The 15,785-nt window shown below is 41.6% G+C and carries 10 protein-coding genes; 7 read left to right on the top strand and 3 right to left on the bottom strand.

The features are described 5' to 3' along the window. The first annotated feature begins 17 nt into the window (after positions 1-17). The 5 genes from N477_RS18830 to N477_RS18850 all read left to right on the top strand — a co-directional run bounded on the left by N477_RS18830 (position 18) and on the right by N477_RS18850 (position 11,369). On the top strand, positions 18-626 hold the full coding sequence (locus N477_RS18830) for a DUF1449 family protein (protein ID WP_063360560.1): 609 nt from the start codon (positions 18-20) through the stop codon (positions 624-626). A gap of 144 nt (positions 627-770) precedes the next feature. Continuing rightward, entirely contained in the window at positions 771-2,870 is a 2,100-nt protein-coding gene (locus N477_RS18835; RefSeq protein ID WP_063360561.1) for an SPFH domain-containing protein, read from the top strand. A gap of 89 nt (positions 2,871-2,959) precedes the next feature. Continuing rightward, the gene (locus tag N477_RS18840) at positions 2,960-9,088 is read left to right on the top strand and encodes a DNA repair ATPase (RefSeq protein WP_063360562.1); all 6,129 of its coding nucleotides are present in this window, start codon (positions 2,960-2,962) and stop codon (positions 9,086-9,088) included. 258 nt (positions 9,089-9,346) lie between these two features. Further along, a complete protein-coding gene (locus N477_RS18845) occupies positions 9,347-10,282 on the top strand; it encodes a biotin/lipoyl-containing protein (protein ID WP_063360563.1) in 936 nt (311 codons plus the stop codon). Between the two features lie 217 nt (positions 10,283-10,499). After that, the gene (locus tag N477_RS18850; RefSeq protein ID WP_081216348.1) at positions 10,500-11,369 is read left to right on the top strand and encodes a biotin/lipoyl-containing protein; all 870 of its coding nucleotides are present in this window, start codon (positions 10,500-10,502) and stop codon (positions 11,367-11,369) included. A 175-nt stretch (positions 11,370-11,544) separates the two neighbouring features. Here N477_RS18850 and N477_RS18855 read toward each other — a convergent pair whose 3' ends face one another. Together N477_RS18855 and N477_RS18860 are read right to left on the bottom strand one after the other, a co-directional pair. Then, positions 11,545-12,513 (bottom strand): MBL fold metallo-hydrolase, encoded by a 969-nt coding sequence (locus tag N477_RS18855; RefSeq protein ID WP_063360565.1) that lies wholly within the window; start codon positions 12,511-12,513, stop codon positions 11,545-11,547. A gap of 31 nt (positions 12,514-12,544) precedes the next feature. Further along, on the bottom strand, positions 12,545-13,033 hold the full coding sequence (locus N477_RS18860) for a MarR family winged helix-turn-helix transcriptional regulator (RefSeq protein WP_063360566.1): 489 nt from the start codon (positions 13,031-13,033) through the stop codon (positions 12,545-12,547). A gap of 212 nt (positions 13,034-13,245) precedes the next feature. Between N477_RS18860 and N477_RS18865 the strand changes: the two genes are divergently transcribed. Both N477_RS18865 and N477_RS18870 read left to right on the top strand, forming a co-directional pair. Continuing rightward, positions 13,246-13,803, top strand: coding sequence for a hypothetical protein (locus N477_RS18865; RefSeq protein WP_231098052.1), 558 nt, complete (start codon positions 13,246-13,248; stop codon positions 13,801-13,803). Positions 13,804-14,059: 256 nt separating this feature from the next. Then, positions 14,060-14,359: a DUF3088 family protein gene (locus N477_RS18870; RefSeq protein ID WP_063360567.1), complete on the top strand. Its 300-nt coding sequence runs from the start codon at positions 14,060-14,062 to the stop codon at positions 14,357-14,359. A gap of 31 nt (positions 14,360-14,390) precedes the next feature. On the opposite strand, the gene N477_RS18875 is transcribed toward N477_RS18870, so the two are convergent. Then, positions 14,391-15,671, bottom strand: a complete 1,281-nt coding sequence (locus N477_RS18875) for a dicarboxylate/amino acid:cation symporter (RefSeq protein WP_063360568.1) — start codon at positions 15,669-15,671, stop codon at positions 14,391-14,393. Between the last annotated feature and the right edge of the window lie 114 nt (positions 15,672-15,785).

Here is a 15,785-nt window from a genome sequence, read left to right on the forward strand (position 1 = left end):
TAGGAATTAATACGATTATGGACTTTCTCAATACTATTTTTACGTTTCCTACCGTGGTATTCACCACGCTATTGCTTATTGTCATGGTTTTTTGGCTGATTGCACTGCTCGGTTTTGCCGATATTGACCTGTTAGAAGGGGATGTAGAGCTGGATGTCGATGGCGGTGGTGATTCCTTTTTACAGATGGGGTTTGGCGGTGTTCCACTGACCATCTCAATTAGTTTTGTGGTACTGATTAGCTGGGTGGCAAGCTTTTATGCCCATCAGTTATTTGCTTACGCATTGGGTGATGGTGTGATGTTTTATTTGCTCGGTGCTGCCATGATGCTTGGCTGCTTTGTGCTGTCTATCCCTCTAACTGCCATCCTTATCAAACCGCTTCGTCGATTTTTTGATAGTAAAGAGGCGGCATCCAAAAATGACTTTATTGGGCTCGAATGTGTGATAGCGACAAGTAAAGTGACCTCTCAATTTGGTCAAGCAAAAGTGCAATTCCAAGGTACAGAACAGCTGATTGAAGTCAGAGCGGATGAAGAAGGGCTTTTTGCTCTTGGAGATACAGGCTTTTTGATTGAGCATGATGCGAATAAAAATAGCTATTTAGTGGTAGAGAAACCCTGGTAGTACCGAATCAATAACATTAACCATCAACATCGAATTTCTGTAGTAATAGCCATGATGGCGCATAGTGAACTTATACCTTGGTTAGTAGATGTGAAAACGCGAGTTAGCCAAGGATTGGAATAATTAAAACATTTAGGAATACACATGGAATTTTTAGATAATCTAGGACCAATTTTAACAATCGTAGGCGTGGTGATCGCCGTTATTTTTGCGATTATTTTAATCGTCGGGAAGTTTTATCGAAAAGTGGATCAAGGGCATGCGCTTATTATTAACAAAATGAAGAATGAGCCGGATGTCACAACAACAGGGGGAATTGTTTACCCAGTTATCCATAAAATGGAAGTGATGGATATCTCAACCAAACGCATGGTATTAGAGCGTCGAGAAAACAGTGGCTTGATCTGTAAAGATAACATTCGTGCAGATATTGCCATTACTTTTTATATTCGTGTGAATGAGAACAAGCAGGACATTTTGCGTGTTGCCAAGCAAGTTGGCTGTGCCCGCGCCTCGCAGCCTGAGACCCTGCAAGAGCTCTTTGAAGCTAAGTTCTCCGAAGCACTGAAAACAGTGGGTAAGCAAATGAACTTTGAGGAGTTGTTTACCCATCGTAATCAGTTTAGAGATGCAATCAAAGAGGTGATTGGCCAGGACTTATCTGGTTATACATTGGAAGATGTTGCGATTGATTATCTTGAACAAACGTCTATTCATAAATTAGATGAAAACAACATTTTGGATGCAGAAGGGATCCGTCGCATCACTGAAAAAACTGCTGAGCAAAATGTTCAAACCAACCAACTAAAGTGTGATGAGCGAGCACAGATAGACATCCAAAACCAAGCAGCGCTTGAAAAGTCATTAGAAATTGAGCGACAAAAAGAAGATGCTAAAGCCAAGCAGCAACGTGAAATTGCAACGGTACGCGCCAGAGAGGAAGCTGAAGCTGAGCGCGTGATGCAAGAAGAGCGCATGAAGTCTGAAGATGCACGCTTAAAAGCTGATGAAGCGATTGAAATAGCAGAGCAAAATAAGCAGCGTGAAATTGATATTGCAGAGCAAAACCGTCTGCGTGTACTGGCTATTGAAGAAGAAAAAGTGGCGCGTTCTCGTGAGATTGAAGTGATTGAGCGTGAGAAAGAAACGGAAATCATGCGTATTAACAAAGAAAAAGCACTTGAAGTTGAACGCAAAGAAATCGCGGAAGTGGTTCGTGACAGAGTCGCAGTTGATAAAACGGTAGCTGAAGAGCAAGAGCGCATCAAAGATGTTCAGACATTAGCGGCAGCGGAGCGTGAAAAAGAAGCCATTGTGATCAAAGCCAAAGCAGAGGCAGAAGAAGCGCTTGTTAAAGACATTGAAGCGGCTAAAGCACAAGAGCAGGCATCAGAGTTTAAAGCGAGAGAGCTTGAAAAGATGGCTGAAGCTGAGCTACGTATTGCAAACCAGACTGCTGAGTCGAAAAAAGTACTGGCTGAAGCTGAGCGAGCAGAAAAAGCGGCGGCAGGTTTAGCCGAAGCGGAAGTGATCAAAGCGAAAGCGCAAGCCAATGCACAGCAAGGCGAAGCGGAAGCACAAGTATTGCAGCAAAAATTAACGGCGGAAGCACAAGGTAAACGTGATATTGGCTTTGCCGATGCGGAAGTTCAATCTGCAATGGCTGAAGCAATTGAGAAACAAGGTGAAGCAGAGGCACTGACACTTGAGCGTCGAATGTCAGCTGAAGCGAAAGGTCTAGAAGAGAAGTTACAGGCGCTCAATGCGATGGATCAGTCAGCAAGAGATTATGAAGGCTTTACTTTACAGCTAAATCAGCAAAAAGAGCTGACACTTGCTAAGTTGGATGCAGAAAAAGACATTGCCGCGCACCAGTCAGAAGTGCTTTCAAAAACGCTAGGCAGTGCAGATATCAACATCATGGGTGGCGATGGTCAGTTCTTTGATCAGTTCATGAAGGCAATCACGTTGGGTAAGTCGATTGATGGCTTAGTCGGTGAGAGTGACACGGTTCAAACGCTGTTTAAAGATCATTTAAATGGTGAGAGAAACATCATGGATGATCTAAAAGGCGTATTAAGCGGTGCGAATGCCTCGTCAGAGACAATGAAAAACGTGGCTATGAGCAAGTTTTTTAGTCAGTTAGGTAATAGTAGTGATGCAGAAAAGCAACAGCTTTTGGCGCTACTTGGTAGCACGCTAAATGGCAGTGCAAAGCAAGTTGAGTCGAACGAACAAAGCTAAGCGCTGAGTGACATGACTTAAAAAGAGCATGTAGATACGCATGCTCTTACCTTTCTATTTACCTTCCGTGTACAACAGGACAGTAGACTATGACTGACTCTGCAAATAATGCCGCGCTGGAGCAAGGCTCTTATGATTTGATCAAGCGTCGTTTGAGCAACTCTGGTGCTCAGCTGCGCACAGACATTGACTCACTCAATAAAAATCGTATTGATACATTTGGTAGCACCGAGATTAAAGTCAAAGGGCGAGCGAGAGTAAGAACAGAGCACAATTGCATACCACGCGATATCGTACTCATCGGTGACAAACTTATTTTCGCCTATAACGTATTCTTGGGAATGAAAAAGAATACTCAAGTAGGCGACGTCTTTAGCGTTCAAAAACTGGTTCAGCAAGATGACCATTACGAAGTAGAAGCTTATCCAAATGAGACGAAGTTTCTCACAGATAAACGCTTTTTAAGAGATTTTGACGAATTATATACTTACTACAAAGAAACCTGCCTACAGCATTTGTTTCAGCAAAACGGAAAGCTTTTTGCGCTATTTAAAATCGGTGACAAACTCACTGATGTACGTGTATTTCGCTGGGAAATCGCAGCTGATAATACACTCGATTACATAGATAACCGCGGCGAACGAGATTTAAATACGGATCAGGATTATGATTTTGAGTGGGTCAAAACTGACCGCAGTGATCATGAAGAGGGCCGCCATCCGCACATCAATATTCTGGATACCGTCTTTGTTGAAACAGTCGGTGGCGATCTCACCATTAAAATTGAGAACAACACTGAAAGTGGCGAAGGAATTTATGCAGAGCCAGTTGATGATAAAAATCAATCTCTGGCAGACTGTGAGGTTGAATATGCCAAACTTGGCGAAATCATCTTACTTAAGGTACTGCCTTATCGGGAAAAAATTTGGCGCTATTATATTTTTAACTGTGTAACTGAAAAAGTTATCCGCCAAGATGCGATTTCTGATGCGTGCGTACAGCTTCCTGATGATCACGGTATTATTTTTCCAGGTGGTTACTATTTACAATCAGGACAAACTCGCTCGTTTGAAGATCACATTGAAAACTTAGAATTTCATAAACAGATAAAATCGCCCAACGGCGAAGATGTATTATATGTCTTTTATGAGCCAAGCGAAGGACGCTACGCACTATTTGCTTATAATCTGATCGAGAAAAATCTACAAAACCCAATCTATTGTCATGGCTATGGTGTGTATGAAGATGGTTTAACCATCACCTTTAAAGCCGAAAAAGAAGAAGCTGAGCGCGTTCATCCAATTCAGATTTGGGACAGTCCATTTTGTTCTGTAGAATTTGCGGCCAATGCGCCTACACCAAGCAGCATGCTGGGTAAAATTGGTAACCCAGATTTGGTGCGCGGTATTTCAGATTTATACAGTGTCTGCAAGGCCATCAGTGAGCAAAACCCCAATGTTTCTCACTATGAAAGTTTGATCTCGTTAACACGCAGTATCTTAGATAGATATCACTGGCTGATAGAGCCTGATTTTGCTCCGCTCAATACCCAATTGCATGAGATATTTGAAACCTCTGAGCAGGTTTTGGATGAGTTTGAGAAGGTCAGCCAAATACAGGAAACCGCCAAAAAAGCATTGGCGGACATTGAGCAAGAATATAAGGCGACGACTAAGGATATTCGCCCTGATAGCTTTAAGTTGGCCACTGAGTTTGTCACAGGTCTTGAAGCCCTAAAACTGCTTAAAGGCAAAATTATTAGCTTGGAAGAGGTAAAATATATAGATGTTACCGCTTTGCAAGCACTGCAAACACGCCTAGATGAGCTGACTTTAGAGCTAAGTAAATCGACGGCGCAATTTTTACAAAAAGAGGCGGCCTTAGCCCCTTATCATGACAAGTTGGCTGAACTGACCGGCTTGAGTGAGAAAAGTGAGAGTGTCACTGAGCTTAATGGGTTTTTAGATGAGTTAGATGCATTGGGTGATGAACTTGATTTACTCAATCACACCATGCTTGATTTAGAAATCGATGACAGCCGTGTTAGAACCCAGATCCTTGAAGATGTCAGTGGTGTTTATGGTCTAGTTAATCGTGCAAAAGCCAGCATTGAAATTCGTCGTAAAAGCCTTGGTAGCGTAGAAGCAAAAGCGGAATTTGCAGCGCGTTTTAAACTGTTTAGCCAAAGTATTACCAGCAGTTTGAACAATGCACGTACACCAGAGCAATGTGATGAGCAGCTCTCTCGCTTGTTAATTCAGTTAGAAGAGTTGGAATCTCAATTCAGTGAATATGACGAGTATCTTGCTGAGATCATGGCCAAACGCGATGATGTTTATGAAAGCTTCGAAGCCCATAAACAGCAGCTGATAGATGAAAGGCAGCGCAGAGCGCTGAATTTAGCCAATGCCGCTGAGCGTATTTTGCAGGGAGTAACTAGGCGCTCACAAAATTTCACTGATATTGATGAAATCAACAGCTACTTTGCTTCTGATCCTATGATCAACAAGTTACGCAGTTTGACGCAAGAGCTTAAAGAGCTGGGTGATGAGATTAAAGCGGATGATATTCAAGCCAAGCTAAAAGCAGCTAAAGATCAGGGGATCCGCTCTCTACGTGATAAGCAGGATATATACAGTGATGGTGGCAATTCCGTCAAAATCGGCAAGCACCACTTTGGTGTAAACAAGCAGCAACTTGATCTGACTCTATTGCCTCGTGACGAAGACTTGATGTTTCATCTGACTGGCACTGAGTATTTTGAGCCGATTGGCGATAAAACTATTCGAGAGACCTTGTTGGCTTATCGCCCTTATTGGCAGCAAAATTTGGTCTCTGAAAATAACGACATATATCGTGGAGAGTTTTTAGCCGCGCAAGTGCTGACTGCGGCTACGGACCCGACTCACGCACTAACGCTTGATGAGTTAAATGCAGCGAGAGGTAAGGACACACTGCTCACATTAGTGCAAAAATTTGCTGAGCCTAGATATCAAGAAGGCTATGAAAAGGGCATTCATGACCATGATGCAACCTTGATATTACAAAACTTGCTGGCCCAAAAGCAGGCGTTAGGCTTATTGATATACCCTATATCCGCGCGAGTTGTTGCGCAGTTGTATGCAAGCCAATGCGATGATAAGCAGTTAATCAAGTGGCGCGAGCAGTCTAAACAAGCTGAGTTGATGGAGACCTTGTTAGGGGATGCGCGATTTAAAGTACAGCTAGCCACTGAACTTGGCGAGGTGATCACTCAATTTGCACACAATGAGTTAAACCGTTATCTGGGCTACACATCGACTTTGTCTGGGCAGTTAAGTGCTGAATATTTAATTAAAGAACTGGCGCAAAGTAAAAAAGAGCTTGTGTTTTCGACCTCTCATACGGTCAAAAAATTAGCAGAGCAATTTAACAGTGTCGCCAGAAGCAAAGGGTTTGCAAGTTCACTACAAGATACGCTGCAGACGCTAGAACATTTACAAGACAAAGCCATTATGGCAACTAGCTGGCTCAATGCATATGGACAACAGCATGATACAGAAGTAAGTAGCGATAACCTGATTGAGGCGGCTAATATGGTGCTATTACAGCATCTAAAAATGGCAAAGTTCACCGCGCAAGATGTGGCTGTCTCTAATCAAGTGAATGGGCTTCTTGGGCAACATATTCGTATCGAGGAGCAAGCATTAACGCTTGATTACTCAGAGTTTTTTGCGCGCACAGAGCTATATTTGGCTGAACATGTTCGTGGCTTTAGTCATTATCATGAACTTAAATCTGATATTTTGGTTGAGCAAAAGGAGCGCTTGCAGCTCGATGAATTCAAGCCAAGGCCATTGAGTTCGTTTGTTCGTAACCAGCTGATTGATAAAGTTTACTTCCCAATCATTGGTGATAATCTCGCGAAGCAAATTGGTGCATCAGGCAATAATAAACGTACCGATTTAATGGGGATGTTGTTACTTATTTCGCCACCGGGTTACGGTAAAACAACGCTGATTGAATATGTTGCGAATCGACTTGGCTTAACCTTTGTCAAAGTGAATTGTCCATCAATTGGGCATGATCAGGTTTCACTCGACCCAGGCCAAGCGATCAATGCAACGGCCGCAAAAGAGATTGAAAAAATTAATCAGAGCTTTGAAATGGGCAATAACGTCATGCTCTATTTGGATGATATTCAGCATACCAACCCTGAATTCTTACAAAAATTCATTTCACTTTGTGACGGCTCTAGGCGTATTGATGGCGTATGGAATGGTCGCAGTAAAACCTATGACCTACGTGGGAAAAAGTTTGCAGTTGTGATGGCGGGTAACCCTTACACAGAATCTGGCGAGAGCTTTAAAATTCCTGATATGTTGGCTAACCGTGCCGATATCTACAACTTAGGTGACACTTTATCGGGTTGTGAGCAAGAGTTTGCAATGAGCTTCATTGAAAATGCACTCACCTCAAACGCAGTGCTTGCGCCACTTGCCAACCGTAACATGCAGGATTTGTATAAATTAGTGCGTATTTCTGAAGGCGAAGACATCTCTCTAAACGAGCTGGAGCATAACTATTCGCAGGCGCAAGCAAATGAAATTGTATCTGTGTTACAAAAGCTTATTCAGATAAGAAATACCGTATTGAAGGTGAATGCCCAGTATATTGCCTCCGCAGCGCAAGACGATGATTATCGTATTGAGCCACCGTTTAAGCTCCAAGGCAGTTATCGAAACATGAATAAGATGGCTGAAAAAGTGGTGGCGGCAATGAATGATGAGGAATTAGAAAACCTTATTCAAGATCATTACCGCGGTGAGGCGCAAACACTCAGTAAAGGCAGCGAGGAAAACCTCCTTAAACTTGCTGAGCTACGCGGTACGTTGGATGAACAGACACGAGCGCGTTGGCAACAGATCTTAGATGATTACGCGCTGCTGAATCGAGCCAATGATGCTGGCAGCCCTGTATTACTTGCTGTTGAGCAACTCGGTGAGCTCAATGAGTCACTCACCAGCATTGCAACAAAGTTGGATAAGGAGCAGTTAAGCCATAATTACTCCGCTTTGTTAGAATCGCTTAATCAAGCGATCAGTGCACAAGACGCCAACCAAAGTATACAGTCGGTAGCAAAAGTGATAGAGCAAAGTGCACAGCAGTCGCCACTTTCAGCATCGTTTGAACAGCTACTTGAACTATTGGCTGAACAACATAAGCAAAATCAAGTGCATAGTGAACAGTTAGCGCATCAAGACGTGAGTAAGACTGACACACTGGTGAGCAAGGTGAATGAGGCATTGGAACAACTCACAGGGGCATTAAATACCCAGTCGCAACGCTCTTCAGAGCAAGCACAGCTTGATGCGCAAAGAGCTGACAATAAACTCGCTTCTCAACATGCTTTAACAGAGGCATTGTCGGTACAGTTACAACAAGTCACCCGTGCAATTGAGCGTCAGCGAGACAGTCAGATTAGCAGTGCAGAGCAAAGCGCTTCAAAACACAGTGAAGTAGTGGCAAACCAAAGCGCAGAACTTGCAAAGTTAGTCGACGAACTTGCAAAAGTACGAAGTGCATTTAGCACTCAAAACGAGCTGAAAGAATCGCAGTTAGAGCAATCTAAAGGGCATCAGCAGGCTTTAGTAGAGTGTGTTTCGAGCAAACTAGATCATATGGCGAATGTACTAGAAGCGCAAAATCTTGTCTCAGATCACCAGCGTCAGAGTGAGCTATTGTTGCAGCAAAGTGATGCATTAAAGTTGATTGCTGAAAAGACGGACATCGCAGACGCTTTATCTGGGCTCAGCCGAGACTTTTTGCAAAGCCAAGATACATTAGGGGTGGCGTTAAAAGAGGCGCTTGAGTCGAGTCAGCACCAAACGGCAGAGCAACTGTTAAGTGTGTCAGGGAGTATGCAACAAAATCATGATGACCTAAGTACACAAACGCAAGTTCATAGCTCAGTGTTAGAACAACTAGTTGCCCAGCTGCGAGAGCAGGTGGCGAGTGCACAGCAAGCGACACCCAGTGATGAAGTGGCACTTGCACTAAGTGAGTTGGTCAACACTGCATTACCTTCGCTGATGCAACAGGCTGAGCAATCAAATACCCTAGATCCGGAGCTTGGTCGTAAAGTTGATGTGATTTTGGAACGCCTAGCACGTATTGAACGACTACCAGCGCAGGCCCAAGGGGCTACACAAAGCAGTGAAAACCCTTATATGCTTTAGCATATGAGCAATGAAAAAGCCGATGCCGTCTGTCATTGGCTTTTTTTAACCTTTATTGCCTCTGCTTGTAATGACGGTTCGTTCACTTTACCGAATCATTTTTTCAGAACACCCAAACCAAGTTAAGTATTCATACAACTATTGGATAATAGTCTTTAATTTAATTCTTTTGTATTGTTTTTGTTTGGTTTTTTATTCGGTTAATGGGTAAAAAAGAGAACAATGTATTAGTTTTGATCAGAAGGAGATAGGGATATCATGACGCTTAAAGTAAGAGTGCCGATTTTATCATCAGACAATGAAAAAGCCCACATTGGTAAAGTGTTCGTAGAAACAGGCCAGCAAGTTAAATCTGGCGATTCGTTGTGCAGTGTTGAAACGGATAAAGTTATTTTTGAATTGGCGGCATATGTTGACGGAGTCGTCGAAAAAATATTTACCAAAGAAGGGGACTATAAAAAAGAATATGCAGCGCTTATGTCTATCACTCCGTTAACTGAGCTATCGACAGACGAAAAAGAAGAGCTGCAAAGTAGTGATGTGGCAATACCATTTAGTTCTGCTCAGGAATGTGTTATTACACATGCATTAAAAGAACAAGGCAATATCGATATTATAGCCCCAGATTTATCTGAGTTAGGTCGTAATTTTCTGAATATTTACGTCAAAGAAGGGAGTACTGTTGAGCAAGGCGATTTGCTTTGTGATATTGAAACTGACGATGAGGTGTTTGATATTTTTGCCAAACATCGTGGGGTTATTTGCAAGTTTAATAAAATGCCGAACGATACGATCTGTTCAGGTGAATTATTAGTAACCATGTATCAAGAGTCCAAAAAAACCATTAATACAACGGCGGAACAAGTGCAAAAGCCGCAGGGGACATCTGACTCTCCACAAGAGCCTAAATCACGGTCGATTGAAGAAATTTGCGCAAAAGTTAATGTACAAGCTGAGCTTGATGCCCAATCAAATAACCCTGAACAGACGAACTTTGAAGAAACTGCCAAAGACTTAATGCCCCAAGAAAGATCAGAACAGCCTGATATTTTGAGTGAGGTGAGTACAGCGCAACCATACACTGATACAGAAGTTACCACGAACACTCCACAGGTCTCATCGAGCATAAAGCCCTTTTTGTGCGGGATGCTCTTTGCTACGGGATTATTTGCATTATTCTCCTATTTGTATTGACCAGCTTGAATAACATTTTTATCTATTCTGTCGCTGATTTATATTCGCTTTTAACGGCTAAAAGTGCCGTTATAGACAATCGTAACTGACGAAGATGGCTTTAAAGTCAGCGATAAAGTCGATACATGGAAATAGTACTGATAAAGCTTTCACATGTTCGTTTTTGGTTAGTAGCTACATTGACGGGTGTTTTTAAATTTATTAGGGAAATAGGGATATGATGATGTTGACAGTGAAAGTACCTCGTTTACCTGTAGGGATAGAAACTGCGCACATAGGAGAGGTCTATGTGACAGTAGGCCAAGAGGTTACACGAGATCAAAAAGTATGTTGTGTAGAAACAGATAAGATCATTTTTGACCTTAGGTCACCATGCAATGGAGTTGTTGAAAATATATATGTGAAAGAAGGCGAGTTTCATGAGCAAAGTGCTGTTTTAATCGAAATTATGACCGAAGATGTTGAAGAAGTCGATTTTGAAAGCACAGAAAATGACTTGCACCACTCTGATGAAAAAGAAGAGGTTTATGTAGTTGATCACGAATTAAAAGACAAAGGAAATATATGTCTATTTGCACCAGAAATACCTGTAGCTAATGATAATGTCGTCTCTGTGTTTATAAAAGAGGGAACATCTGTTTTTAAAGACCAAGTATTGATGGATATAGAGACTGATATTGCGTTTTTTGAGATCAAGGCTCCACATGATGGTGTTGTTTGCAATCTATTTAAATTGCCCAATGATACTGTCAACTCGGGTGAGTTGATGCTGACATTACTCAGTGATTACGATAAGGCTCTTGAATATAACAAAGCTTTATTAGCTGAGCAGCAGCTAAAAAGGTCTATGATAAATGAAATTGAAGAAGACTCTAAGCTTGAGGCATGTATAGAGGGGCAGGAAACAGTAGAAAAGCATGGTGATGTGCAAGATGAAGAGAGTGGCAATGACTCTACCAAGCATGTAAATACGGCCAGTCCTAGTACCACTCATTATTTTCTTTTAATTTTTATTATAATGCTATTTTTAGTATCGGCTCTTGCTGCCTGGATTTTTATATCTCTTGATTATGACATTTTAATCTGAAAAAGTGGTAGGGCAGTTGGATTTTCCATCAGGCTGGGGGGAAGGACTGGCCTGTTACACTTAAGACTTTTTTCATCTTATAGTGGTATTGCTCCCTTATTTTTACTGGCCAGTTTGATTGGTAGATATAAACCATCGCTATTAATAAATAGCCATGGCTTTTTTCTTAGCCATATTACTGGGCCTGAAACCACCTAGCTATATTACTGAGCGTCCTTTGGAAAAAGTTCATCGGCTTAATGATAAAGCTATCGAATATCAGCTCAGTGGGTGATTCATTTGCTTTTAATACGCTATTGAGAGCGTGAAGTTTCTCTACACTTAAATCCAGCGGTGCTTCATTGGGCTGGTACGTTGAGCCAATAGGGTAATATTGTTTTGGCACATTTTTCATTTCTATATGGGCGCCTAATATTGCGCTTACTGGGTTGTTTTTTGCGAATTGACTCAACTTATTGATGCTGTATTTATATGCATTCCAGTCCTTAACATAGATATATCCGGGGTAAAGTGTATCGCCAGTCAATAGCCATTTATTTTGCGGATCATAAATACTTAGGCTTTCTTCTTGGTGGCCTGGTGTAGGCATAATGGTTAACTCTCTTTCACCAAGGTCGATTGTAGCTTGCCCATCAGGCCACTTTTCAAATTTAAAGTAGGCTTGTAACGCCGCCTTTGATGGTTTGATAAGTGTTGAATTCACTCGGTTTTCGAAAGCCCAATCACCTTGGTAGTGATCGCTGTGCCCGTGCGAGTGGATGACGAGTAATGCTTTTTCTGAAAGCTGTTTCTTACCTAACAAAGTCTCAAGTGTTTGATACAAATTATACGCAGTCCTCTCACCTACTGCGCCAGTGTCTAACACTAATATGGTTTGCTGGCCGGCCAAAATATATATAAACGGGGCTTCATATGTTAAGCATTTGCTTTGTCTAATAATATAAGTGCTTGCATCATGCTGATAGATATCATTGGCAGTAAATTGGGATGTCTCGCAATTTTGAGCTCCATGGTGCCATTTTAGTTTTGTGAGCACGGTGTTTGGCGATGATGCTTCGTTCATTGAATGCGTGTTTAAGGTTTGTTCTGTATGAATTGAACAACCACTTAAGAGTATAAGTAATAAAGAAATATAAGCTCTCATATCGCCATCCTTATGTAGTTTGATTTTTGTTTTAATGCTGGGATTTATCCAACGCTTCGAGGCGTTGCATAAGTGGTGTATCGATGAGTGCTTTTTCAGCTTCTCGAACTTTTTGCAGCAAATCACATTCAATTTGTTGAGTGAGTTCCGTGAATATTTCTGTCATCTTCGATGTTAGAGGTTTTAGCTGCATCACTTCTTGTTTACCAAGCTCGGTTAAATGCAGTGTTTTTGCGCGCTTGTCTTCAGGGTTAGGTGTGCGGCGAATCAGCCCAAGCTTGACTAGGGTATGAGTTCTTTGTGTCGCCATCTGATGCGTGACACAAAGTGCTTCGGCTAGTTCAGCGACGGTTACGCCGTTGTTTTTCTCTATAAAGTACATGCTGGATATAGCAGTACTGGGTGTGGTAATGCCATAACTTTGTATTGCGGCGGCGCCTTGATCGCTTATCAAGTCTGATAAACGTCGACAAAAGTGGGCAAGAAACGCTTGGTCTAAGCTCTCTAAATATGCACTCATGATAAACCTTGAAAATTATACAAGTACTTGTACATTAGCATGTATGTGATTTTATACAAGTACTTGTATAATTTTGAGAGGTTCCAAGATTTACGCGATCGCCTTTGGAGCCGGATGCGTTGACATGGTGATGTAAACGTATTTTTTACAAAACAATGATTGAAAAAAAGACAGTACTTCAATTAAATACATCACGTTAAATAGCATGGCGCATGGATGCAAGAAGCTTGGTTTGCATACCTGAAGTTGCCAACTGTTACCAAGCACATACATATATTGAGTTAGCTATGGTTACCCCTATTATTATTTTATTTTTGTTGACCACGCCGCTTTGCATTGCTCATATAATTGCTCGCTCAAAAGGCGGAGCTGTTGACGTGAAAAAGTTTGCTTGCTGGGGCTTGGGGTTAGCTTATTTGTTCTTTTTTATTGGGCATTTTGTAAAAGCGCAAGGAATGTTGGAGATGCTTCCGCCTTGGGTCCCATATCGATTAGCCTTGGTGTATTTGACCGGCTTACTTGAGCTTGTTGTTGGCATTGCTTTGTTCATTCCAAAATTTCAAGTCTTAGCAGCAAAAGTTGCGATTGTGATGTTTGTCGCTTTCTTCCCTGCGAATGTTTATGCCGCGATAAATGGCATAGGCTTGGGTGGTCATCAATGGGGACCAATCTATTTGCTTATCAGAGGGCCGTTACAGCTCATTTTAATCTTTTGGGCTTATTTTTTGTGTATTAGAGGGCTTAGTATACGGACTTCGGCATTGAATTAGTGTGTTTTGATGGGTTGGTTTAGAGCGCTTTATAGCAGTCTGCAGAAACTGTATATACTCAGCTTAGCATTTAGATGTTCTAAGATTTTGTATATTGATACAAATGGAGTCTTAGGCCACTTACTTTTGCCAGCAAAAGCTTATTTCAGTCAATAAAAGCTCGCTAAATCACATTGATCTATTCTCACGTTAACTTTAAACATGCACTTGCTATTATATTTAATAATTACAACTATTTAATGTTATGGAGTAGCGAATGAAACCTCAATTGATCGTGCTAAAAATGCCATTTGAGGATGGGCCGGGAAAGATGTTGATTTGTTCACATTGTGCACTAATTGAAGGTGCCTTATCTGTTAATTCACACTGGGAAGATAGCATTGAAGTACACCGAATTGACTTTCCAAAACCACGCAAAATGTTGGTGGAATTGTTAGGTGAAGATAAGCAATGGCTACCCGTGTTAATACAACCGGATAAGCGTACCATTACGGACCCTATTGAGATCATTAATACGCTTGCAGAGCAATTTGGTGGCGCATCTGTGCATCCGTAAAGGTACTCAGATTTTCAAGTGTAGATGCGTTCTACACTGCTTTACTTAGCCACCGGTTCATTAACAGGCATGCTGTGAGATCCCCTGTGACATTTAGCGTGGTTCTACACATATCTAAAATTCTATCTACCCCTAAGATAAGCGCAATACCAGAAGGCGGAATGCCGAAGCTGGTTAATACTGACGCGAGTATGACAATACCTACCCCAGGTGTACTTGGGGAGCCAATTGATGCGCCAACTGTAGTTAGCATTAAAAGTATGATTTGACTGTGTGATAGTTCTACACCAAATACTTGAGCTAAAAATAGGGCTGCTATGACTTGGTATAGTGCAGTCCCATCCATATTGATGGTCGCGCCAAGGGGGATAATAAATTGTGCAATCGGTCTTTTTACTTGTAACTTGTGTTCTGCGATTTTCATAGATAATGGCATAACCGCGGCGGAACTTGAGGTAGAAAATGCAAGAAGTTGAGCATCTTTGATGGTTGTTAAAAACTGCCATGGTGGCACTTTGCCTATGATAAAAACCAACAGTAAATAGACACATAACAGCATTAATAAACCTAATAATACTGTCATGACATATGCGGAAACACCAATAAGTGCGTCAACGCCAATTCTTATGGTGATATCACAAAGCAAGCCAAATACTGCCATAGGCGCTAGTTTCATTGCCCAGTTAACGATTTTAAGAGAGAGCGACTGTACTGCTCCTGTGATATCGAGTAGTAAACTTTTTTGCTTTGCAATTAAAGAGGTCATGGCTATGCCAATAAAGCCTGAATATAAGACGACAGCAAACATATCTTTGTCGAGCGCAGATTGAGTGAAGTTAGCCGGGATCATTGCTGCGACTCTTTGGGGGATACTTGAAGCGCTTACCTCGGTCGTAGACAGTGCGATTGTCTGTACTCCTAGGTCTTTTAAAAGCTTACCGTCAACGAAATCACCCGGTGTGATAACTGTCGCAATTACCACACCTATACTGACGGAGATGATGGTTGTTATCACAAAATAAGGAAAGATCCGCAGGCCAACCCTTTTTAAAAATTCACTATCTTGATTGCTAGCGATACCTAAGATAATTGAGGACATGACAAGTGGAATAACGACCATTTGGATCAAGGCTAAAAATAACTTACCTGGTAAAGCAACCCATAGTGCAACTTGTTGTGCGCTTTGTTCGTTCAGCCAGCCAAACCCTTTTGGTGAGAGTATTAAACCTGAGATTAGCCCCAAAATTAAGGCTAATATAATTTGTTGCCAAAGCGCTTTTTTATTAAATGTACGATTGATTAAATCGATCATTTAAATCTCCGTGTTTATATTATTGATTTAATTTATCAATCTATAAGATGTAATAATTTGACACTCATCAACTGTCCCTTTTGTAGTTTTACTTGGCCTTGTTTCCTAAATATT

This window comes from Pseudoalteromonas luteoviolacea H33-S, from assembly GCF_001625695.1.
In the GTDB taxonomy this organism is placed as follows: domain Bacteria; phylum Pseudomonadota; class Gammaproteobacteria; order Enterobacterales; family Alteromonadaceae; genus Pseudoalteromonas; species Pseudoalteromonas luteoviolacea_B.